The organism is Azospirillum oryzae (assembly GCF_900177515.1).
Taxonomy (GTDB): domain Bacteria; phylum Pseudomonadota; class Alphaproteobacteria; order Azospirillales; family Azospirillaceae; genus Azospirillum; species Azospirillum oryzae_A.
The window spans coordinates 597,289-619,485 of record NZ_FXAK01000010.1 but is presented as its reverse complement, the minus strand read 5'-3'; the positions used below and the strand labels follow the sequence as shown (position 1 = coordinate 619,485).

General features: G+C 59.6%; 25 protein-coding genes. 15 read left to right on the top strand and 10 right to left on the bottom strand.

The window, feature by feature from the left end; genetic code table 11:
- The 11 genes from B9N97_RS34605 to B9N97_RS34565 all read left to right on the top strand — a co-directional run.
- Positions 1-646: phage tail length tape measure family protein (locus B9N97_RS34605; RefSeq protein ID WP_208621361.1), on the top strand; the 646-nt coding region annotated here is incomplete at its 5' end.
- Positions 558-1,247 carry a hypothetical protein gene (locus tag B9N97_RS34600; protein WP_143266991.1) on the top strand — a complete coding sequence of 230 codons (690 nt, stop codon included), beginning with the start codon at positions 558-560 and terminating at the stop codon, positions 1,245-1,247. The genes B9N97_RS34605 and B9N97_RS34600, both read left to right, overlap by 89 nt.
- Positions 1,248-1,610: 363 nt before the next feature.
- Positions 1,611-4,820 carry an AAA family ATPase gene (locus tag B9N97_RS34595; RefSeq protein ID WP_085092324.1) on the top strand — a complete coding sequence of 1,070 codons (3,210 nt, stop codon included), beginning with the start codon at positions 1,611-1,613 and terminating at the stop codon, positions 4,818-4,820.
- On the top strand, positions 4,808-6,322 hold the full coding sequence (locus B9N97_RS34590) for a hypothetical protein (protein WP_085092323.1): 1,515 nt from the start codon (positions 4,808-4,810) through the stop codon (positions 6,320-6,322). Before B9N97_RS34595 ends, B9N97_RS34590 begins: the two co-directional genes overlap by 13 nt.
- Positions 6,322-7,167: a hypothetical protein gene (locus B9N97_RS34585; RefSeq protein ID WP_085092322.1), complete on the top strand. Its 846-nt coding sequence runs from the start codon at positions 6,322-6,324 to the stop codon at positions 7,165-7,167. The genes B9N97_RS34590 and B9N97_RS34585 overlap by 1 nt, the downstream gene beginning before the upstream one ends.
- A complete protein-coding gene (locus B9N97_RS34580; protein WP_143266990.1) occupies positions 7,167-8,705 on the top strand; it encodes an SPRY domain-containing protein in 1,539 nt (512 codons plus the stop codon). The genes B9N97_RS34585 and B9N97_RS34580 overlap by 1 nt, the downstream gene beginning before the upstream one ends.
- 12 nt (positions 8,706-8,717) lie before the next feature.
- Positions 8,718-9,059, top strand: a complete 342-nt coding sequence (locus B9N97_RS34575; protein WP_085092320.1) for a phage tail assembly chaperone — start codon at positions 8,718-8,720, stop codon at positions 9,057-9,059.
- A gap of 103 nt (positions 9,060-9,162) precedes the next feature.
- The gene (locus tag B9N97_RS35445; RefSeq protein ID WP_143266989.1) at positions 9,163-10,008 is read left to right on the top strand and encodes a class I SAM-dependent methyltransferase; all 846 of its coding nucleotides are present in this window, start codon (positions 9,163-9,165) and stop codon (positions 10,006-10,008) included.
- A gap of 103 nt (positions 10,009-10,111) precedes the next feature.
- Complete coding sequence (locus B9N97_RS35865; RefSeq protein WP_167393481.1) at positions 10,112-10,276, top strand: hypothetical protein; 165 nt, start codon at positions 10,112-10,114, stop codon at positions 10,274-10,276.
- 51 nt (positions 10,277-10,327) lie between these two features.
- Entirely contained in the window at positions 10,328-10,915 is a 588-nt protein-coding gene (locus B9N97_RS34570) for a glycoside hydrolase family 108 protein (RefSeq protein WP_167393480.1), read from the top strand.
- 64 nt (positions 10,916-10,979) lie between these two features.
- Positions 10,980-11,192 (top strand): hypothetical protein, encoded by a 213-nt coding sequence (locus B9N97_RS34565; RefSeq protein ID WP_085092318.1) that lies wholly within the window; start codon positions 10,980-10,982, stop codon positions 11,190-11,192.
- A 120-nt stretch (positions 11,193-11,312) separates the two neighbouring features.
- On the opposite strand, the gene B9N97_RS34560 is transcribed toward B9N97_RS34565, so the two are convergent.
- Complete coding sequence (locus tag B9N97_RS34560; RefSeq protein WP_085092317.1) at positions 11,313-11,510, bottom strand: hypothetical protein; 198 nt, start codon at positions 11,508-11,510, stop codon at positions 11,313-11,315.
- Between the two features lie 343 nt (positions 11,511-11,853).
- Between B9N97_RS34560 and B9N97_RS36925 the strand changes: the two genes are divergently transcribed.
- The gene (locus B9N97_RS36925; protein WP_348520112.1) at positions 11,854-12,024 is read left to right on the top strand and encodes a hypothetical protein; all 171 of its coding nucleotides are present in this window, start codon (positions 11,854-11,856) and stop codon (positions 12,022-12,024) included.
- 13 nt (positions 12,025-12,037) lie between these two features.
- Here B9N97_RS36925 and B9N97_RS35440 read toward each other — a convergent pair whose 3' ends face one another.
- From B9N97_RS35440 to B9N97_RS34540, 4 genes are all read right to left on the bottom strand, one after another.
- On the bottom strand, positions 12,038-13,087 hold the full coding sequence (locus tag B9N97_RS35440; RefSeq protein ID WP_143266988.1) for a hypothetical protein: 1,050 nt from the start codon (positions 13,085-13,087) through the stop codon (positions 12,038-12,040).
- Positions 13,088-13,297: 210 nt separating this feature from the next.
- Positions 13,298-13,672 (bottom strand): hypothetical protein, encoded by a 375-nt coding sequence (locus B9N97_RS34550; RefSeq protein ID WP_085092316.1) that lies wholly within the window; start codon positions 13,670-13,672, stop codon positions 13,298-13,300.
- Positions 13,669-14,295 (bottom strand): hypothetical protein, encoded by a 627-nt coding sequence (locus tag B9N97_RS34545; protein WP_085092315.1) that lies wholly within the window; start codon positions 14,293-14,295, stop codon positions 13,669-13,671. The genes B9N97_RS34550 and B9N97_RS34545 overlap by 4 nt, the downstream gene beginning before the upstream one ends.
- Complete coding sequence (locus B9N97_RS34540) at positions 14,292-14,612, bottom strand: hypothetical protein (protein WP_143266987.1); 321 nt, start codon at positions 14,610-14,612, stop codon at positions 14,292-14,294. Before B9N97_RS34540 ends, B9N97_RS34545 begins: the two co-directional genes overlap by 4 nt.
- Before the next feature lie 245 nt (positions 14,613-14,857).
- Here B9N97_RS34540 and B9N97_RS34535 point away from each other — a divergent pair, with 245 nt between their 5' ends.
- Both B9N97_RS34535 and B9N97_RS34530 read left to right on the top strand, forming a co-directional pair.
- Positions 14,858-15,130 carry a helix-turn-helix domain-containing protein gene (locus B9N97_RS34535; RefSeq protein ID WP_208621360.1) on the top strand — a complete coding sequence of 91 codons (273 nt, stop codon included), beginning with the start codon at positions 14,858-14,860 and terminating at the stop codon, positions 15,128-15,130.
- Between the two features lie 226 nt (positions 15,131-15,356).
- The gene (locus B9N97_RS34530) at positions 15,357-15,551 is read left to right on the top strand and encodes a hypothetical protein (protein ID WP_143266986.1); all 195 of its coding nucleotides are present in this window, start codon (positions 15,357-15,359) and stop codon (positions 15,549-15,551) included.
- 567 nt (positions 15,552-16,118) lie between these two features.
- Here the strand turns inward: B9N97_RS34530 and B9N97_RS35435 are convergent.
- The 3 genes from B9N97_RS35435 to B9N97_RS34520 all read right to left on the bottom strand — a co-directional run bounded on the left by B9N97_RS35435 (position 16,119) and on the right by B9N97_RS34520 (position 17,831).
- On the bottom strand, positions 16,119-16,409 hold the full coding sequence (locus B9N97_RS35435) for a zinc ribbon domain-containing protein (RefSeq protein ID WP_143266985.1): 291 nt from the start codon (positions 16,407-16,409) through the stop codon (positions 16,119-16,121).
- A gap of 256 nt (positions 16,410-16,665) precedes the next feature.
- Positions 16,666-17,510, bottom strand: a protein-coding gene (locus tag B9N97_RS34525; protein ID WP_244560564.1) for an IS5 family transposase whose coding sequence is annotated in 2 segments (ribosomal slippage) — positions 16,666-17,135 and positions 17,135-17,510 — 846 coding nt in all. Because the reading frame shifts where the segments join, the coding sequence is not laid out codon by codon here.
- Positions 17,511-17,564: 54 nt separating this feature from the next.
- A complete protein-coding gene (locus tag B9N97_RS34520) occupies positions 17,565-17,831 on the bottom strand; it encodes a hypothetical protein (protein WP_085092312.1) in 267 nt (88 codons plus the stop codon).
- Positions 17,832-18,328: 497 nt separating this feature from the next.
- Here B9N97_RS34520 and B9N97_RS35430 point away from each other — a divergent pair, with 497 nt between their 5' ends.
- On the top strand, positions 18,329-18,934 hold the full coding sequence (locus B9N97_RS35430) for a hypothetical protein (protein WP_143266984.1): 606 nt from the start codon (positions 18,329-18,331) through the stop codon (positions 18,932-18,934).
- 291 nt (positions 18,935-19,225) lie between these two features.
- Here the strand turns inward: B9N97_RS35430 and B9N97_RS35425 are convergent, their stop codons facing one another.
- Together B9N97_RS35425 and B9N97_RS34515 are read right to left on the bottom strand one after the other, a co-directional pair.
- Positions 19,226-20,536, bottom strand: coding sequence for a hypothetical protein (locus B9N97_RS35425; protein ID WP_143266983.1), 1,311 nt, complete (start codon positions 20,534-20,536; stop codon positions 19,226-19,228).
- Entirely contained in the window at positions 20,533-21,846 is a 1,314-nt protein-coding gene (locus B9N97_RS34515; protein WP_085092382.1) for a tyrosine-type recombinase/integrase, read from the bottom strand. The genes B9N97_RS35425 and B9N97_RS34515 overlap by 4 nt, the downstream gene beginning before the upstream one ends.
- Between the last annotated feature and the right edge of the window lie 351 nt (positions 21,847-22,197).

The window sequence follows — 22,197 nt, the reverse complement described above, 5'->3', positions numbered from 1 at the left end:
TTGGCAAAACCCGCGTCGATGGCGCCCGGCAGGAATTGGAGCACTGAACGCCAGCACGTCCAAGCTGTCGACCGGATACACCGCCCTGACGGAGGACCAGCGCAAGCTCTACCAGCAGCGGGAACAGGATGCACAGCAGGTCGACAAGCTCAAGCGCACCTACAAGACCCTGGAGGGCGCGCTGGAGACGCTGGACGTCCAGGTCAAGAACGGTTGGCGGTCGATGGAGGAGGCCGCGCGGCTACAGCCGCAGCTTGCCGCCGCCTATACCCGGACCGGGCAGGCGGCGCGCCAAGCCGGGGCGGACCTGCAGGCGGGCACTGCCGCCGCGAAAGCTGCTGCCGCCGCGCAGGATGCCGCCCACGCCAGCACGTCGAAGTTCGGCGGCTCCATGAGCAATCTTGGATACCAAGTCCAGGACGCCGCCGTTCAGCTTCAGATGGGCACCAATGCGTTCGTGGTGCTTGCGCAGCAGGGGAGCCAAGCGGCTTCCGCCTTCGGACCGTTGGGCGCCGCAATCGCACGGCTGTTGCCATCGCGGCACGCTGGCGGCGGTCATGTTCGGGCTTGGGCAGAAGACGGAGGACACAACCACCTCCTTCAACGACTACGCCAAAGCGCTCGACTTCGCCCGCAAGGTCAGTGAACAGATGCGTTCCGCATCCGAGGGCGCCCGTGCTGCGCTGGAGGCAGAGGGGCGCTCTGCAGTCGACGCCGCACAAAAGCGGCTGGCCAAGGCTGACGCGGACCTGAAAGCGCTCGAAAGCGGCATGATGGGCAACGGCGACGCTGCATCTTCTGCTGGCGCTGCTGTCGCCTACCTTTTCCAGTCCAGCAAAGTTAAGGAACTGCGCCAAGAAATCGAGGTGCTTCGCGGGACGCTTGGCCAATACAACGACGGTGCGCGTGAAGTCCGCATCCAAACCGAACAGGGCAATGGAAAGCTCCGGGAGGCGCGGAGCGCGATTGAGGACTATCGGGAAAGTCTGCGACAGCAGATCGCCGAAACCAAGCTCTCTGCCGACAGCGAAGATCTGAGCAACGCAGGGAAGCTGCGGGCCAAGCTGGAGACCGAAGCGCTGACGAAGGCGCGGGCGGCCGGGCGTGTGGAGATCGACGCCGGCACCCGCGCGCTGATCGAAGAACTGGTTAAGCAACAGGAGCGCATTGACGCACTGCAGGAGGAGGGAGAAGGCTGCCAACAAGGCGGAAACCGCCAACGCCACTCTTGCCAAGGCGCGGGCTAAGGTTGTCGAGGACCTGGACCGGGACGTTGCCGCACAAAAGCGCCTCGCTGAAATTGCCGGTATGAGCGCGTCCGAGCAGCGCGAAGCCAACGAGCAGACGCGCATTGCCGCAGAGCTGGCGAAAGCCCACACCACGGCGTCGACGGAAGAGGGCCGGGCGATAGCGGCCAAGGTCAAGAGGCCGAGAAATGGAAGGCTGTCGCCGCTGATACCAAAGCCATCAAGGACGCCGAGTCTGCGCTGGAATTTGCCAAGAAGGAGATGGAGCTTACCAATCTACTTCCCGCGGCGAGAGAACGCGCCGTCCGTAGCCTGCAAATTCAACGCGAAGCTACTCAGAAGTGGGGAGACACCACGGACGAGGTGAAAGCGAAGTGGATCGCGCTGCAGGAGCAGATTGCCGACGTCCAGGCTGTGAAGAGGTTTCAGGACGACGTCACCCGCGTTGCGACCGATATCGGCAAAGATATCTCGGAAAACCTGTGGGACCAGATCACCGGGCAGGCCAAGGCCGGGGACGCGCTCCAGTTCTTCAAGAATTGGGCGAAGCGTCTGGCGGTGGAGATGCTGAACCAGAACATCGTCCTGCCGATCACCATGCAGATCGTCGGCTCCATGCCGTCGCTGTTCGGCATTCAGGCGCCCGCCGGTGCGGCGGGAGCGGCGGGCAACGCCACCGGCGGCCTGACCAACACCGTCCTGTCGAAGGCGATCAGTTGGGGTGCCGACAAGCTGGGCCTGACCGGCGGCATGGACCAGCTGATGAACACCACCCTGATCGGCTCGGCCGGCGGGTGGGCGATGGCCGCGCCTGCCAGTGTCACGGCGGCGACAGCCGCGCCGATCACCGGAGCGGCCAGCCTCAACGCCGCGACCGGCGTCGCGGCGGCCGGCAACACCGGGGTGGCCAACACCCTCTATGCCGGCGCGGCGTCGGGCGTGTCGGGCAGCGGCATCACGCTCAGCGGCGTGCTGGGGGCGGCCGGCCCCGCGGCGCTCGCGGGCATGGGCGCCGGCTATCTCGGCACCATGGCGAACAGCAAGGCGGTCGGCGGGCTGTCCGGCGCCGCGCTCGGCGCCGGTGCCGGCTACCTCTCCACCATCGTCGGTCTGTCGTCGCTGGGCGGCCCGATCGGCGCCGCCATCGGCGCCGTCGTCGGTGCGATCGTTGGTTTGCTCGGCACCCAGAAGGCGACCGTCGGCAAGACGGCGTCGGCTGACGTGACGATCAATGCCGGCGGCAAGTCGGCGACCTTCGGCAACATCCAGACCGACAACGAAGGGGACCCGGAAACCGGCAAGGCGCTCGGCACCGCCCTGTCCGGCATCTACTCGATTGCGGCCATGGGCGGCGGCACGCTGACCAAGGACTTCGGCATCGGCCAGACCGCGGCCAAGGGCCTCTATGTCGGCGGTTCGGTGCCCTACAAGGAGTTCGGCAAGGGCGACAACGCCATCGGCGACCTGCTGCGCTACACGCTGCTGGAGCAGGGTGGCCTGAAGGACGGCGGGGCCAACACCATCGCCGCGCTGAAGGCGACCAAGGCGAAGGACTGGGAAGAGGCCGCAAAGGACATCGGTCTCGGTGCCTCCATCGACGCGGGCACCACCGCACTGGCGGCCCTGGACAAGTCGCTGAACAGCTTCACCAAGTCCGCCAAGGAGACCACGGCGGAGGCGATGAAGCCGATGCTGGAGGAGTTCGAGCGGGCCAAGAAACTGGGCATCGATGGGGCGTACAAGACCCTCGCCACCGACCAGCTGAAAACCTACCTGGACCAGCTGAAGAACCCGGTCGACTTCACCCAGCGCGAACAGGACATGGCATCGCTGACCGGACAGTTCCAGGCGATCCGGGAGGCGGTGGTGCAGCTCAACCCGGCGATGGCGGCTTATGTCGACCAGATCGAGGCGGAGACCCGCGCGCGGATCAAGGCGCAGACCGCGCAGGAAGCCACCGTCCTGCTGAACGAGGCGATGGGGCGGGGCTATCTGAACCAGATCAAGGATCTGGAGAAGGCGCGCGACATCAACGCCCGCAACCTTGCCGCGGTTGGGTTGGACGTCTCGACGGCCGGCGACATCTTCAACGCCTCCCTCACCAGCCTGTTGAGGGGGCTGGACGACGCGTCGCTTTCCGTGGTGGCGCAGTCCTTCACCGGCGACATCGCCACTCTGGCGACGACGCTGCGGAACGCCAGCAGCGCGGCGGTGTCCTTCGCCACCGACGTTGCCGGCCGGGTGCAGACGGCGCTTGGCAATGATCGTGGCGCATCGCTCATTGCCCTGGACGCGCAACAGGCAGCGGCACTCGCCACCGCCCGCGCCAGCGGCTATGACACGACCACGCTTCAACAGGTCCAGGCGACCGAGCGGGCGGCGCAGGCCTTCAAGTTGGCGCAGGCTGACGTTCTGGCTGCCTATGACCAGCAGATCGCGGCGCAGCAGGACTATGTTGCCGCGCTCACCGACGGTGCGGTAAAACTGGCACAGTCGGCCCGTGAGTTCCGGTCCGCCTACGACGCTCTGGCGCTCAACGACAATTCGCCGCTGAACGCCAAGGATCGGCTGGAGGAGGCGCGCCGGCAGTTCGGAACCGCGCTCACCACTTACCGTGACGTTGCTTCCACCGCTGAAGACCGGGACGCAGCCAAACAAACCCTGCTGTCGCTTGGCCCCTCGCTGGTCCAACTGGCCAAGGGCTTTCTCGGCTCCACCGACACCACCGATTACGACTATGTCCGATCTGTGTTCGCGGAGTTGGGCGACACCACGGCGATGGGGGTGGACACCGCCGACAAGCAACTGGAGGCCGCGAACGCCACGCTGAAGGAGATGCAGCGCCAACGGGCGGACGCCGCGGCCATCGGGCAGAAGCAGTATGGGGTGTTGAGCGACCTCAACAGCATCATGGCGCAGTCTTACGGCATCTGGCAGGCGCAGTTGACCGCCCTGCAGGCCAGCACCGGCACCACCTCCAGCACGTCGCCATCCACCTATGTGGACAGCTCCGTCGAGGCGAAGCGGACGCGCCTGCAGGCCTTCACGAATGCTGACATCGAGAGGACTTTCGGCGGCTTCTCGGACATCATCGCGGCACGGGCGGCCGATCCATCCTTCAACCTTGCCCTGTGGTTCAAGACCTTCGGCATCAACGAAGTGCTGGCCGGCACCCGCAAGATACCCGGCTTCGCCACCGGCACCCTCTCCACTCCGCCGGGCGCGGTATGGGTTGGCGAGCAGGGGCCGGAACTACTGTGGCAGGGGGAGCGGCGGCGGTCGCCTCCTCCGTCGACAGCCTGCGCATCGCCAAGGCCTTCGAGGCGGCCAATGACCGTTGGTCGGGCAACGTCACCCCCCTCCGGTCGGCCGGCGCCTCCACCATCAGCACCCGCGGCATTGAGCAGCGGTTGGACCGGGCGGTTGCCGTCCTGGAGCGGGTGGTGGAGGCCATCGACGCCGGCAATGAGGAAGCGGTCCCGGTGCTCAAGACGCTGGCGAGGCAAGCCGGCCGGTCGCCCGAACCGCTGGGGCGGCGGATCGCAGTTGCGAGGTAATCCATGCCCTACCTGATGCGCGCGGAGCCGTACGACGCCGATCTAGGCGCCGTGCGGCCCGTCTACCGGTCTGACGTCGGTTTCACGACAGAGCCGGGAGACAGCCCCTCCAACACCTACTTCGTGCGCCGGATCGACACTCCGTTGACCGTCAAGCGGAGCCTTTTCAATGGGACCGCCATCGGGGGCTATTCGGAGACCTCCTTCGGCTCCGTCACGCTCGGCAACGATGACGGAGCCGATGATTGGCTGGCCGAATTGGATTGGGATGGCCGGCTGGTCGAAGTCCTCTATTCACCTCTGGAGCGGCCGGCACTGGCCGACTTCGGGGTGTTGTTCTCCGGCGCCGCGGAGCAACTGGTCCTTGGCGACGCCATCGAAATCCAGCTTCGCGACCTGCTGGTGTTGCTGGACACTCCCGCCAGCCGCGGGCAGTTCGGCGGAACCGGCGGCATCGACGGGACGGCGGAGCTGAAGGGGCGGGAAAAGCCATGGCTGATCGGCCGGCGCCGGCAGATCGAACCGGTGCTGATCGACGCCGCCAACAACGTCTACATGGTCGATCCGCTGGGCTTCTCCGCCCTGCTGACCGCCCGCGACAAGGGGGTGGACTACCCCGCAACGGTGGGTGATTACGGCTCCTATGCCGCACTGGTCGCCGCCTCCCTCACCGGCACCAACGTTGCCACGGCCAAGGCCGCCGGGCTGATCCGTCTCGGGCAGAAGCCGTCCGGGCGCTTCACCATCGACGCCGAAGGGGTGTCGGTCTCCGGCGCCTGGATTTCCCGCTATGCCGATCTGGTGCGCCATCTGGTCACCAGCATGACGACACTATCGGTCGACGATCTGGACGACACGTCTTTCGTGGCCTTCAACACGACGCAACCGGCGGTGTTGGGCTACTGGTGCGACGGCTCCAGCGTGCCGAAGGTGCGCGACGTCATCGACCAGTTGTCCGCGACCGTCGGCGCCTATTGGGGGTTCGGGGATGACCGCCTGCTGTCGCTGGGGCGCTATGAGGGGCCGGCGGCAACCGCCGACTATGAGTTTGACGCGCGGGACATCATCGACCTGACCCCCGAACCGGTGGAACGGCGCATGAAGTCCCTGAAGCTGGGCTATCGCCCCTTCGGAGTCGTGTTCACCGCCGACGAGCTGGACCAAGTCAACGTCACCGCGGCCAACCGGGAAGCATTCCAAAATGAATACCGGTGGACTGCCGTGGCCACCGATGCGACGGCTGAAGCGGCGTCGCTGCTGGCCACCGAAGACGAGGCGCAGACCCTCTTTGATGCGGAAGCGGACGCCGTGGCGGAGCGGGACCGGCGCCTCTCCCTTTACGCGGCCAAGCGGAAGGGCTTTTCCGTCACGGTCCCGATCACGCCGGGCCTGACCACGGGCCACACGGTCAAGCTGACCGACGAGCGCTATGGACTGTCGTCCGGCTGGCGCGGCGTCGCTTTGGAGATCGAGCGGAACGCCAACGATGAAACCCTGACCATGAAGGTGATGGGCTGATGCACGCGCTATGGAAGAAGCCGACCGATGACGGGACCTATTCAGAAGGGTCATGGGTCGACACGGGCGGGCTGTCGCTGGACAACCTCAAGACACAGGACGTGATGGAGTTGGCCCGCTCCACCGACACGGCGGAGGCGTCCACCTGCTGGCGGGTCGACTTCGGCCGGCTGGTGCCGCTGAGCCTCTTCGCCGTCCTGAACCACAACGCCACCGTCTCGGCCAAGCGCCGGCACGTCGTCACCAACAGCCCCACCAACAGCGGCCCCCCGGTTTACGACACCGGCATGGAACGGATGCGGGTGGCCACCGAGATTTGGGGCGGGCGTCCGTTCGGCGCGTTCTCTTTCGACGGCATCGACACGGCGGCTTATCCAGGCGGCACCATCGACCTGCATTTCGCTCCCTCCACCGTCTATGGCCGCTATCTCTTCACCTACGTGAGCGACGTCGACAACCCGGCCGGCTATTTCCAGGCGGGACGCTTCATGGCGGGAGAGGCTTGGTCCCACCGGGTGAAGTACGGGTTCCAGGTCCGGACGGTGGACCCGAGCGAGACCCGCCGGACCCGCGGCGGCCGGCGCCTGGTTAGACGCCGTCCGCGCTACCGGACCATGACGATGACCTTTGAGGCGATGACCGAGCGGGACGCCTTCGCGACGGGCTTCGAAATCGAAAACCAACTCGGCAAGGATGGGGATTTCCTGCTGGTCTACGACCAGAACGACGATCCATCCATCCAGTTCCGCCGAACCATCTACGCCGCGCTGGTCGATACCGCCGGCATCACCACCACGTCGCACCAGCGCTATGGCTGGTCGATGAATGCGGAGGAGCTGATCTGATGGCCACTTTCAACGGGAGAAACTGGACGGTGGCTGACATGGTGCCGTTCAAATACGTGGAGAATTGGGACACCTTCTTTGATGACGTGATCGCGGAAATGGATGCGCGCCGCAATGACTTGGGCGCCTCAATAGTCGCCACGTCCTCCACCAGTGACGTATCCATCGGCACCGGAACCAAAACCCTGACGGTCGCCAGCCCGTCCACCAAGGGCTTCTCCGCCAGCATGTACGTAGTGGCGGTGGATGGCGCCAACAGCGCCAACGCCATCACGGGCCGCGTGACCAGTTACAACACCACCACTGGTGCGCTGGTCATCGCGGTTCCGACCGGCGGCACGACCGGCAGCGGAACGCCGTCGTCTTGGGTGATCGGCATTTCCGGCGCTGTTGGGCCGCAGGGACCGACCGGCCTCATGCCGCTGTGGGGCGGAACTGCCGGCGGCACGGCGAACGCGCTGACCGCCACGACCGGCACGAGCCTGTCCAGCCTGACCACCGGGCAGATCGTCGGCGTGAAGGTCGGCGCATCGGCCAACAGCGGCGCGTCCACTCTGGCGGTGGACAGTACGGGCGCCATCGCGATCCGCAAGGACGGCAGCGCTCTAGTCGGCGGTGAGTTGGCGGCCGGGGCGGACCGGTACTTCATGTACGACGGCACCTATTGGCGACTGCTGTCTGGAGCCGGCGGGTTGGGGTGGCTGTCTACCACCGTCGCCAAGACGGCAGACTTCACCGTCACGACCACCTACAACGCCAACCTGATCCGCTGCACCACGGCGCTGACGGCCACGATGGACACCATCGCCAGCCTGCCGGCAGGGTTTGCCTGCCGCATTTGGGGTGATGGGGTATCCGTCGTCATCTCCGGCGGCGCCAGCACGATTAATGGCGCGGCGACCATCACGATTGCGGCCGGTGAGTTCGCTGACATCGCCAAGGACCAAGCCGGGACCAACTACGTGGCGACCAAGGGCGGCGCCAGCACGGTTGGGTTCGCATTCGATCCGACGAAGAAGGGCTCCGGCATCGTCCTGTCATCCAACAACACCGTTGCAACGCTCAGCACCGCAACGGTTGGTTCTGTGATCGGCGCCAAGGGGATTGCCGGCACAGACAAGAAGGTTTTCGCTTTCCGACTGACGGCCCTTGGAACGGGCGTGACGGTCGCGTGCGGGTTCGGCGCCAATGGCGTGCCGTACGACGGAGCAGCATACGTCAACTCGCCCAATGGCTACAGCTACACTTCGCAGGGCAACAAGGGCAATAACGGGGGCGGCACGACTTTCGGCGCTTCCTACACTGTCGGCGACGAAATCGAAGTTGCGCTTGATATCGCGGCTGGCAAGGCGTGGTTCGGCAAGAATGGCACATGGCAGGGCAGCGGCAACCCGGCGACGGGCGCGAACCCAGCTTTCACCTTCACGGCGGGCACCACAATGTTCCCCGCGGTCTACTTGGACGGAGCGTCCGGCGGCGCGTCATGGACCATCGTCACCACCCCGGCCGTCGTGCCGACCGGCTTTGCGATCCTGTAAGGAGGGCGCGCCATGACTGATCTTCCCCGCATTTGCCCGCCCTTTGATGCCTCAACCCATCACGCGATTGACCGGTGGATGGAGAAGGTGGACGCCAGCGGCAACGCCTACCTTGAACAGACAGTGGAGCCGATCCCGCCGGAGGAAATCGCCGCGGCGGAAGCGGCCAAGCGCCGGGCCGAGCGCGACGCCGCCATGCCGGAAGCCTTGAACATCCTTTCGCGACACCGGAACCAGCGCGACTACGGCATCACCACGACGCTGACAGAAGAACAGGCGGCGGCATGGGCCGCGTACCTGCAAGGGCTACGGGATTACCCTGAAACGGGAGAGTTTCCGTCTGCTCCAACTTAATGTTGGAAAAGGGGGAGCCTTCACCTAACCTGCGAGTGCGGAGCGCTACTGTGGGTGGCTTCCCCTAGCCCATTCTCTAGATTTCCAAGGAATATAGAGGTTGATGATGAGTGAGAGTGACGATCGGATTGTTAGTATAAAGCTCAGAGATTTCCAGATGCTACTTGGGAATTATCAGTATAGAGACAGCCGTATTGACTATGCGTTTAAACTGTTAGATGACCGCCTCCAAAAAACAAGACACTGGCTGAAGGCATCACGAGAGGTAGCTTCATTTACATATGATATTACCGAGGAAAGCTTGCGCGCTATGGTTGGGCTTGCAGCTTCTGTTTGCGGCGTCGGAATTGTTGAAGCTGAAGCCTATTTTTCTGAGCTGCTTGAAGATAGTGATTTTTTGGATAAGATCAGCAAGGCGAAAGGAGAATGCAAATACGCTAACGAGCTTGATGAAACTGCTAAGCCAGGGCATAGGATGTTTCTTTATGCAATAGCGCGCATTAAGAAGCCAAAGATTGTAGTAGAAGCTGGCCCGTTTCGTGGGTTTGGGAGTGTATTTTTGATTGAAGCCATTCGCCGGAATGACTTGGATGGATTTCCGGGAGAGATTTTTACTGTTGATATTATGAATGCCTTCGATGGAGACATCGTGGAAGCGTGCGGATACGGAGCTTTCAGGAAAGTCCGCGTAGGCGACGCAACAGAGTTCATTGAGAATTTTGAAGAGAAGATAGATATTTTTTTATCTGAGACACATTACTCTGGAGGATATGGGAAACAATTAAAGGCAATTGAGGGAAAGCTACAGCAGGGTGGAGTTATAACTATGAGCGCGCTTGATGACGAGCTTTATAACTTCAGCAAGATGTTTGGGAGGCGCTATGCTTCGTTTTATACTGAAGCAGTAAATCATATTTATCAGGGTCAGTTCTGTTGCGTTTCGTATTGACGTGGTGGCGCTGCTAACATAGCGGCGCGATAACACCCCAATCTCTACAGGCCGCCCGTGAGCGGCCTTTTTCATGCCTGGATTTTCATAACTGGAGGTTCCAATGCCCGATGGTCCATCCCCTGCCGAGCAGGAGGTGCAGCAGGCGCTGGATGCCTGCGGTGGCAATAAGGACGCCGCCCTCCTGTTGCTCGCCCTACTGTTGACCAAAGCCCGCGGCGGACTGTCCGCCGGGATGCTGCGGCTGCCGCCGGCCAACCGGCGCTAAAAGCGTTACAGGCGCCCTGTAACGCATAATTCCCCAACCATGGAGACCATCATGCCCACCACGCCGACCGGCGCGGCGATCCCGCGCGACCCTACCGAAGCCATCATCGACACCATCCTCCGCCGTGAGGGCTGGCCGCGCTACACTGACCGGTCCAGCGACCGCGGCGGGCCGACGAAGGGCGGCATCACCCTGGCGACGCTAGCCGCATGGCGCAAGCGCCCGGTTATCGCGGCCGACGTCGCAGCCCTGGACGAGGCCGAGGTGCGGACCATCTACCGCGCCCGGTACATCGAGGAGCCGGGCTTTGCCGGCATCACCGACGACGCGCTGCGCGCCCTGATCATCGACTCGGGCGTCAACCACGGCACCGCCCGCGCCGGGACGTGGCTGCAGGATGCGGTCAACGACCTCGCCGGCCGACCGGTGCTGAAGGTCGACGGCGCCGTCGGGCCGAAGACGCTGGCTGCGGTCAACAGCGGTGATGCGGCCGGGCTGTGGCGCTCGGTGTTTGTCCAGCGCATGCGCTTTTACGGGCAGATCATCACCGGCGATGCCCGGAAGCGTGGCCGGACGGAAGACGACGCCTTGAATGCTGCCGGCTGGCTCAACCGGCTGGCCGAGTTCATGGAGGTGTGAGGCGAGTTTGACCGGTCCTGTGCCGTCAGCTACGCTTTATCCCGTGCTGTCGGAGGATAAATCCATGGCCGATTTGATGGAAGCCCTCTGGGATGTCGTGCTTGGAAACCGTCTCCTCAGATGGTTCTTCATCGGCCTTCTTATTGGATTGGTCCTGATCGGCTACATGATCTGGTCCGGTTCCGATATGGAGGCTGCAGATGCCCTAATGGGGATCGTCGTCAGCGGCATTCTCGTGCTTGGACTGCGTCTTCTCCTTTGGTTCTTTAGCCATTAACGTTACGGACAGATCATCAGGGGTCGCGCCAGGAAGCGCGTTCGGACTGAGGGCGACGCACTGAACTCCGCGGGCTGGCTCAACCGGCTGTCCGAGTTCATGCAGGTGTAAGAGGCGCTCCTACTCTCCGCTGGCAATTGGCGGCGCCGGCTCGATGACGAGTTCCACGCCTTCCACGCGGAGGAATGAGCCGGGTGAGATAATCCCGTCCGCGATGTCCTCATTGATCATCATCTGCGCATCTGCAAGGGAGATGGGCTCGCCGGAGTAATAGACCGGCCCATCAGCATGCCGAATGTGGTGGTAGAGGGTCTGCAAAGCGGGCCTCCAGGATTGTCATCGTCTACCAACGTCCGAGCAACCCAATCCATTCCCATCCGCCCGCGCCATCCCGGCAGCGGGCTTTTTTATGCCCAACAGGAGGCACCCATGGCCGTAGCCATCCCGCTCATCACCGCGCTTACCCCGCTCATCTCCGACCTGATCGACCGCATCCCCGACCCGGACGCCAAGGCTGCGGCCGAAGCCAACGCGAAGTTGGTGGGCATGCTCCAGGCTGGCGACACGGCGCAGCTCCAGGTGAACGCCGCAGAGGCCGCCAACCCGTCGCTCTTCGTCTCGGGCTGGCCGGCCGGCTGTCGGTTGGGTCTGCGTTGGTGGGCTGTTCGTCCAGACCGTCGGCTATCCGCTAATGGGCTGGGCACTGTCGATCTGGTCACCCGGTACGCCCATGCCGCAGATCAACACCGACACGCTCATGAGCTTGCTGGTGCCGATGCTGGGCCTGGGAGCCTACCGGACCTATGAGAAGGTCAAGGGCGTGGCGCGCTAACGCAAAATCTAACTCAATAAGGCTTAGGTCGTCGCTGACCTGCCAAATAAACTGGTACTACAGGATGAATAGGAATTCCGTGAAATTCAACATCCCACCCTCCAACCTTCAAAGTTGATCCGCTACCGGATATATGCGAAGCGGCTAAAAATCCCCAAGGATGAATGACGGCCGGAGTGTAAGCAACTTGAATTATTTGATTTATATCGGCCATATTTACTGCGTGAGGTTCGCTCGGTATAAATTCAACCATAACTTTCCTCTGACAGTTAGCCCCGATAGTTACAGACATGCAGTGTGGTCCAACTGTCGATGAGCGAGATGAGGCTACACGTGTTGCAGTGACGAATTCTCTGATAATTGGGTTCCTGCTCGGTTGATTGCTATTGTTAAAGTCTGAACCCGGTATATTTAATCCAAACATAAGCCCAGAATATCCCGAAGATATGGTTGCAGGGTCAACTTGCTGATTTGTTATTGCTTCGCATGAAGAATTAATCTTGACCGAAGAAAGATGAGAATGAACTAGCTCTGACAAGTGAACATTTGGGGAGTGGTCGAAAGCATGAATGGCGCCCCTCGATCTGGATACGTCTCTATTTCTCTTGATGACGCATTCTGTACTGTTCGGTTTTTTATGAATTACATCAAAGACAGGAGTGTACCGATTGTTTACTAACTCGAAACCTGCAACGCACAGAGAAAATAGAATTTTCTTTTGAGGCTTGGATGCGCGACGGAACGCTGATGTGAGGCTATCTCGCAATTTTCTTAAGCAAGGCCTATATCTAAGACTGATATCTTTGTCTTGCTGACCAATGGATGGGACGCGGCCGCCAACGGTCATGCTCTTGCCGTGCAATATTTCAGCGATACGCTGGTCAGTTGGTAGCCCTTCCAAAAACGCAGCCCCCGTGTAGCTCATGACAAAAACTCCGTCGATAGCCACGAAAATGACTGTTTTGTTTGAAACTCTATCGAGAGCAACCCCATCTCTTGTAATAAGTCTGTCTGAAGTCTGAAAAACCCCGTCGCGCGAAGCGTGAGTAAGTATAAGGGTCATCGCAAAACTTTCCTGATATTTAGTTATGTCGTATATTTGTCCTAACGACAGAGTGAGCAACGTCTGCGCAACTTAGGCTTTCGCTCTTCTTTTTCACTTAAGCCATTCTGGGCATGCGAGAGCCAGCTATCTATTGAGCTAGCTCTCACAGTGTTCTGCCATCCCTAACAGCGCCGGGGTCTTACTCCATCTTAGCAGGCAACTGTCCGGTCAGCTCACTAAGCCATTCCGGATAACCAAATAGCGGTAACCTGCACTGCACTTCTGCTGTGGTTGCTTGCTTGCTATCCCCGCTTCAACTGCCTCCCTGACTGCTGCGCATCGTGCTCTAAGGTTTGGGCATCTCGGAAGGTCCCACATAATAGTTCCGATGTGATACGCGAGTCGCTCGCCCGGCTGGAGCGCTTCAATCCGGAGTCGCATTGCCTCCTTCTCCCGCTCGTAGTCCGTCGTTGCTGGGGACGGCGGGTAGTCCGTCATACCAAGCTCCTTTAGCTTGGCCCTCACCAAATCGTCCAGGATCGACACCCGAAGCATGATGATGCTCATGTCGTGGGTATGCGGATCGTAATCGAGGTTGCTCATTCTACGCCCTCGGTCAGGAAGGTCAGAGCGTTATGGACAAGCGTCTGGCGACTTGCCCGTACATCGGCGCCGGCCGGGCGCTGAGCCTCATAGCGCATGCGCCAGACCTGAAGCTGAATAACGGCATCGGCCATCGACAGCGGCGGGACGGCTGCAATCTCATCCATGGCCGCCGCGATCTCCTTCAAGACGGCGTCGCGCCGCTCCATAAGCTGGGGAATGCCCTTCTGCTTCTGAGCACGCCGCAGAAGCTTCTGCATGATCTCCCACGCGGTCAGCAGCTTCCCGCCCTCATCGAGAGCGGCGATCACGTCCCCGCCCTCCTTTCGTGCTTTGGCAACCCGCTTGAGGATGATTTTGCGGAGTTCCCCCTTCGTCACCTTGGCGTGGGTATCCGCCACGATGCCGTAAGCCTCTCTCATCGACGCCGGCATGCGCGCCAGCATCTGCGGCCGGTAGGAGTGACCGATGCATACGTCCTCCGCTGCGCCGCTGGCCGTGCGAAGATCGGTCTCGGCTCGATGCAGATCAGCGCAGAGCATCGCGAACCGGGCGGCCATGTCCAACAGGGCGGGATTGGCCGTGCTGTAGTCGACGGCCAGCGGCTTTCCAATATGGCTCATGCTGCACCTCCGATGGCGCGCGGGGCGTCCGGCAGATAGTCCAATTCGCCGCGGTCCTCTTCCGGCTCCATGTCCGGATCGGCGTCCATGCAGTCCAGCACGGTCAACAGCGCGTCGACGGTGCGTTCGATCAGCCGGCGGCAGCGCGCGGGGACCTGGCCGAACGTCTCCGCGGCGTCCATGGCTTCGCGGAGCGCTTCAGGCAGGGTCGGGTCGCGTTCCACAATGCGCAAAGCGGGAGAATTTTTGCATCCCACACGTTGAACGGCTATTGCGCCGTTCGATTGCGGGGCTATACTGAGGACGAGTTTAGGCATTGCCGTCATCTCCACGAAAGATGGGCGGTAAGTCAGGGGCCGGTTGAGCGCTGCAACGCTCGCCGGCCCTACTCATTTGCGGGGAGTGAGCCCCGCGACTCGGGGATCAGACGTCGCTGCGTCTGCTGCCGATCACGCTTTTCATGTCTCAACCTTTCGGGGGAAGTCACCCACGAGTGGGTGGAAACCAACCATACATCCGAGGTATGCTTGCCGCAATAGTTTGAATTGCCCCAAGGTGCCAGATGACAGCGACCCTCTGTGACATTGGCAGCATGACTCCCGAACAGCTCCGCATGGCCCGTGCCGCTCTGGATTGGTCGGCTGAGCGCTTGGCCGACGAATGCGGCATTGGCGTCAACACCGTGCGCCGAATTGAGAAGGGGCGCGGTGCGCTGTACGAGACGATCCAGAAGCTCCAGAAGACCCTTGAGGCGGCTGGCGTCGAGTTCATCGGCGAAGGGGAGTATCGGGGCGACGGCGGGCCGGGCGTGCGCCTGCGCAAAGGGCTTATCTAAGCCTCGACAGCCGACGATTGCTGCCTCATGCTGCCCCGGTTGCGCTGGGCGATGGACGCTCGCGCGCATGCTCGGGGCTGGACCATGATGCTGAGACTTCCCTTCCTGATCGGGGCGGCTGCCCTCTCTTGCCGGGTGTCAGACGGCGGCGGCTCGCCCCACGACCTGGGAACAGGTGCAGGCGAACTGCACTCAGCAGCACGGCACCCCGGCCGCGTGCAAGTGCATGACGGACAACCTGTCTAAGTCGGTCACTGTTGAGCGGTATCAGGCCCTTGCTCTGGCGGCAGTCCAGCGCGCCAAGCCGGGCGCCAACGACTGGCAGACGCTGGACCAAGCGACGAAGAGTGAGGACGAGTTCACCCGCCTGTCTTCGTCGGCCATGAAGCCCTGTTCCGATCTTGTGCTGAGGAGGCTGTAAGGCAACTATAAACTGGACACATAGTAAATACTCCGCCTGAAACGATAGCACTCAAGGAAGAAATGTGGAAAAGCCTCGCACGGAAATAACTGATGACATTGCGAAGAAATTGCTCACTCTTCTTGAAGAGGATGGGTGCTTCAATGACGAACAAACGCAGCTTGGAGCTACCGACGTCGAACGTCATAGCGATTACATCGAGAAAAGATTGCGAGATGTAGGATATGATGGGCCAAGCCTGGGGAGCTACACCAAACATTACGACATGTATGGCCCGGTATACTGTCTTTTCAATCCAGAACGCATAAATATGGGCGAAGCTGGTCGCTGCACGGACCGTTGGGTACGGCGCAGAAAGGCGGAGGACGACGCAGCTTGCGATATTAACTAATACCTCAATCCTTTAATGTTCGCTTTGCGAAATCTATGGAGCGAGCTTAAGTGCGCAAGTTGGAATAAAACAGTATCTTGTATAGAAGGGGTCCAGAAGTTACTTGGACAACTCGGAGGGTTTCGCGAAAAATATAGGGGGTGCGTGGCGCACCCCTTAAATTATCATCTATGTGGTTATAGTCGCCTCTCAGTTCTTATAAACCTAATAGTATCTTTGTGTAGATGCATGCCAACCCCAAGGAATATCAGCGCCACAACTGCTGCTGTGATGGCGATTTCTCCTAGGGAAAAGCTCATATTGAATTTACCCGCCACAAAAGTTGTTAATAAAAATCCCGCAAAAGCTCCGAGGCCCATAACTCCTTTCTGTTCGCTTGCCGTCATTCCATGAACCTTTATAGCTCCACAACCTGTACAAACACGCTGCGAGACCTGAGTTCCACAATGCCCGCATACGTAGGCCATGGTTACCTTCCTTACCGAGTTAAGGTTATAACCCTAAATCGGTACCACGACCGACGCTTTGGGTCGATCACATCGTGTGTCCCTACGTGCGACAAAGTGAGATTTTAATCGCAGAAAGCTTCGGGCATCCCGTTCCTCACTCTCAAACGGTCAACGCTCCAATCCCTCCTCCCGCTCTGCCTTTTCCAGCTCTACCCGGCGATCCCTGACAATCCCTTGGAACATGCGAGCTTCGTACTTGATCTGACAGCCCGTTTCAAAAGTCTGGTGAAGGAAGCCGCTTTCGGTTTGGGTGAGCGAGGCGGTGTATCATGATCCTGATGGCGGCAATGGTGACCATGGCCTCGGCGACGTCGGTGCGCTCCTCGTAATCCTTTGACAAGCGTCGCCACCGTCCGAGCCAGCCGAATGATCGTTCGACCACCCAGCGGCGGGGAACGAGGATGAAGCCGCCGCCGGCGATGCGCCGGACGATGATCAGCGTCAGCCCGAGCAGGAAGCAGGCGAGGATCACCGGCATCCGATTGTAGATGCTGTCGGCAAAGATGGCGCGCAGCCAGCAGTAGAGCCGCTTGATCCGCGTCAGCAGCGCTCCGGCGCTGTCGGCGTCCTGAATGTCAGCGGCGTGGACGAGGACGCCGAGCAGGAAGCCCGAGGTGTCGACGGCGATGTGACGCTTGCGGCCCTTGATCTTCTTGGCCGCGTCAAAGCCTCGGGCGCCCCTTTTTCCGTCGTCTTGACGCTCTGGGTGTCGAGGATGGCGGCCGAGGGTGTCGGATCACGGCCTTCCTGCTCGCGCAGCATCACCACCAGATGGTGGCGAAGGGCCTCCCACACGCCGGCTTCCAGGAAGGCGCGGAAGTAGCGGTAAACCGTGGGCCAGGGCGGAAAGGCCGGCGGGGGCGGCAAATGGCGCCATTGGCAGCCGGTCCGCACCACATAGAACAGGGCGTCCAGCAACCGACGCATGTCCGTACTGCGGGGCCGTCCACCGGGCTTGGCTGACGGAATCAGGGGCTCGATCAAGCGGTACTGGTCATCGCTCAGGGCTTGGCCGGCGCCGTAATCGCCAACCAGCCGGCGGTCCTCGGGCGTCCACATCGGCGGCCTCCGGCAGGGTGTGTGTCCCCTGCCAACAGCCTTTACGTCAGACCCTCACCACGTCAGCGACAACTTTCGAAACGGGCTGTGAGCCAGCCTGGAGCGAAGTGTTCCCTCTTGGGACTCCAAAGCTCTGTCGATGGTATCGGCAAGCTCCCTAAACAGGTCAGCAATTTCAGGAAGAAGGCTGACATGGATGATCGGAAATTCCAGTCGTATCGCTCTCCCCAACAGCTCCTTCTCCACTTCAGTGAGCCTGTTCCCGCCATTTGCGTTGAGCTTTCTGGCCTTATCCCATTCGGCTTCATTGACCTTGACCATCACCAAACCCTCGCAAGTGAATGTAGAGGGGCTATCGTGTGCTGATTATGATGTTGCCGCATCTGTCCATAAGGTGAGGCGGCGTAAGATGGGCGGTCAATCTCTCTGGCAGGCAAGAGTTCCATTCATGCTGAATACGAACAGCCTTCCACGCGTCCTGTCTATCTATCGATGGCTTGCGTCCTGAGCTTGAGTTCAGAGCAATGCCGTTGAGCGACTCGTGGACCGAACCAGACCGGACGTGTCGTTCTACATACGAAACGGTCCATTTAGCTCTGGTCATTAGACTGCACTTCCGTCATGACCGTTTAAGACGCCGATTGCGGTGCTCCTACAGCCAATACCAAGGGAGAGTCGTGCGGGGCCACAAAGGGCTTCATTATCATTGTTATCTGCAACAATCTGTCCATAACAGGTACTTAACACCGGTAGTAGGTGCGCGCATTAGATGTTTCTTGGATAGATAGACCCAATACAACAACGGAGAACATTATACAATGAAGACTATACTCTCGATTGTTAGGAAATTTGTTCTTTTGGTATTCATCGCTTATATCATTAACGAAATTGCCTCAATTTGGCCAGAAATTGCCAATGGAAGGGGCGCCTGTTATATAGATGAAGGCAACATTTTTAAGTCTGTGATAACGCTGGCCTTAGTAATTATAACGCATATAGTGATTATCAAGGATTTCATCTGTCTAATTTTTTCAAATTCTGAGGAATATAGTAAAGTATACGAAAATAGTGGATTTTACAGTCATTCTATTTTGAAAGCAATTTTCCATTTTATATTTAAATTTTCTCCCCCTTACATTGTTCCGCTTGTTATTGGAATAGAGTTTAGTGGAAATATTTCTGATATGTTTAGCCCTAAGATATTTTGTCTCCCAGGCTTTGGATCATTCACTTCGTTTTTTACACAAATGCCACTGTATTTAGCCACGCATATCTATGCAATAAGACTCTATATCTACGCTATGGATAGGCGATGGGCAGTCTCGCCAACCTTCCGGATTAGCTTGAACTGGAGCGATACACATACAATACTTTCAGTAGCGGCGATGGTTCTTCTGGGAATTATTTACACATTTGTGCTATGAATTGTCACCTCTTAGCCTTTCTACATCTCCTCCATTCTCGGAAATTAGCGTGATACGCGTCAAATTATTCTACCCTTCTCTTTGTTGGAGAAGCAGGTAGATTGTGCATAGCGCCAGACCGGATGTATCGTTCCAAACGTACCAATGCCCATCTGGTTCGGCCCACTAGGTAGTTACCTGGGTAATCCGATGGCATCGGACTACCCGCTGGCGCCGACCGGGGTTCAGACCAAGGCCCGGTCAGCATGGAGGGGCACCACGTTGACCGATGCCTCCAAGGATTTATCAGCATCAGTCAGTAGATGAGGGAAGGCGCTTCCCACCCTTCTTGTAGCGCTCCATTTCCGGACTCTCTGCCAGGGCACGACAATCAGGGCAATCCTCTGCGTGTTCAACGGCTCTCAGCCAGCGGACGTGGTACTCATCCACCTCATACAAAAGAACATGGCTGTTCAGCAAATCTTCGGCATCTGTCCAAGACAAACCAGATGCTTGAGATAGTTCATTTGGGTTAGGCATTTCTCCAGATGAAGCCAAGCGCCCGCGGCAGAAGGCTACGGCGCGTTCAATCTTCCGCATATAGGAAATTTGCCTATTGGCGTCTGCATAAGCTAGCAATTCCCATGCAAGGCGTTTCGCCACGATCACGGTAATAGGAGCCTCATGCGCGAACACTGGACGTTTGTCTTCTTGCAGCGCTTCAAGGAAGCGCGCAGCCTTCGCACTCTTTGCGCCAGAGTTGGGCACTGTTGAGGCGTAAGAAGCCAAAGCTACGATAGCCGGTGTAAGCTCTATAACCTTTATCTGGCAGAGATGAAGAAGGAATACAGTTAGTTGGTGAAACCAAGCGGGACCAACTCGTTCCGTACCTCTGGAGCGCTCGCCCTCTTCATCATTGTAGTGTTCCTTGTTGGCTTTCTTCCGTGGATTATTTACTATGTTATGACGGTCTGTTTCCTTTAGGTATCGCAACGCGCCTTCTACGAACACTGCAGTTGACCATTCGTGCCCCTTTGCAACATCAATAAGAAGTGGCGCGAGTCGCTGGAACGAGCGGTAGCGGTTAGGAAGTAGAGACGCGCTGGCGACATGTGCAACACGAACCGCTTCGGCGAAGCTATTGTAAATAGCCGCGCGATGCTCACCGCAATAGCCTGCACTATGTCTCCATAGTGCCTCTTGGAACCTGTATCTAATTTCGCTCCAAACTTCTTCTTCCGCGTCGTAGAACTGATCGTCAGTCACTTTAGAAAGAGCATGGCAAACATCCGGTGTAAAATATTCATGCCCGGATCGAAAAACAGAACGTGCGGTCAATATCGAAGCTTCCGCGATATGCCAGTTAGCTCTAGCAAGATCGCGGAGGCCCTCTGGAACATCATCAACGGATGGGGGATCGTCAACATCATTGGAGTGAAAATAAGAAACAATTATGTTAACATAGTTTTGCATTATTGTTTTTGGTTCTTGGTAAATCCTGTAACTAGCAAAAATATCTTTGCCGACGTCCTTTTCATGTTCGTTGGTCATTTGCGTATCAGCAGTGCCGAGCGCAATATCTAGCAAATTGGCTTCTTCCAAGTTAGCAGGTTTGTTATTCATTTTGCCTCCAGGGGAAGAGCGCTGCTCGTATCAGCGCTCATGCTGAAACGTGGGGCATTGGCCCGGATCACATCGGCCTTGTAACTCTGAGCAAGGTGCCCATAGTGGCGCTCCACCATGCGCGTGTCTGCATGCCCGAGGTTGGCCGAAACCACCATGAGCGGAACGCCGTTCATGACGGCCAGCGATGCCCATGTGTGCCGCAGGATGTGGAAGGAGACGTCAGGGCCAAAGCCGGCCCGTTCCGCCGCTTCACGCATGAGCCTCAAGTGGTAGCCCTTGCGCCATTGCGACCCGTCGTCCCTGACAAGGATATGGCCAGTGGGTGCTTTCCCTTCGCACAGGCGGCGAAAGAGTTCATTGCCCTCATCGGTCAGGACGATGTGCCGCGCTCTGCCTCCCTTGCTGGCTCGGACGTGAACAGTTCCTGCGTCAGCATTGAAATCGGACACTCGAAAGCTCGCCAGTTCGGAATAGCGCGCCCCGGTCTGGAGCGCAGCCTCTACCAGCGCGCGGAACCCACCCTCTGCCGCCTCGATAAGGCGCCGCGCCTCGTCGACCGAAAGGTACCGCAGACGTGCGGCGTTGGCCTCTCTGAAGGGCTGGACCTTGCGCCACGCTTCGTCCGAGGGGGTCCGCCCCTCCCTCCAGGCGAGGTTTAGTCCAGCCTTGAGAATGCCGAGCATCCGGTTTGCGGTCGCCCTGCGCTTCCTAACTATCTCAGGACTGCCAAGATCAACATCCCTGTACCGGACAGGGGGCGGCCCTTTCCCGTCTTTGGGCGCCTTTGTCCGGAGCCTAGGCGGCGTCTTTACGATCTTGCCCATCCAATCGCGGATGTGCTTAGGGGTGAGCTTGGCGACCTCAATGCCGCCGATCTGTGGGACGATTAGGGCATCAGACCGGATGCGCGCATCGTCAACCGACTTTCCGCCCTCTGCCTCCTTGTGCGAAAGGTAGTCGGCCATAGCGTGCGCTACGGTGTAGGGGCCGGAGGAGTCTGGCAGGCCTCGTTCCTGTCGGGTCAGCGCTTCATGCCGGCTACGGGCGAGAGCCTGCGCCTGACGATAGTTCAGGACCCCTACGCCATCCGCGTCGGCCCGGTCATCGGCCAGAGCTAGAGTTTCGACGGCATACTTCTTTGCTCCCACATAGCGGCGAAGCACCCACTTCCCGCCAGTCTTTCCCTTTCGGTATCCGAGGTCGGCCCCGTCGACGCCAAGGTCTGCATAGATGATCGCCGCACCGATAGGGATGGCATCGCGGGCGTTCCGCGTGTCAATCTTGGTGTTCTTGATTTGTCTCGCCAACTGCAAGCCCCCTCAGTGCAAGGTGTAGCGCAGGCCAGTCAATTGACTTCGGACGATAGCGCCGTCTGTCAAACTTCTGTCGAACTGTCCGGCCTATCGCCAGCAGCAGCCCGTTAGCGCTAGTGTTGCTCAAGGCGGCAAGGAAATCAACGCTTCCAATGCCGGCGTTAGCGCTGGTTCGACAAACCTAGCCCATCAGTCAAACCGCTTCCCGCTGCTGCACAGCGGCATCCTGCTCGGCACCCTGACGGCGGTGGCGCTGAACTGGTACTTCAACGGCCTGGCCGGCGCCGACCGCGCCCGTCACGATGTGGCGGCCGCCGCGCAGGGGGTGGAGGCTTGAGACTGAGA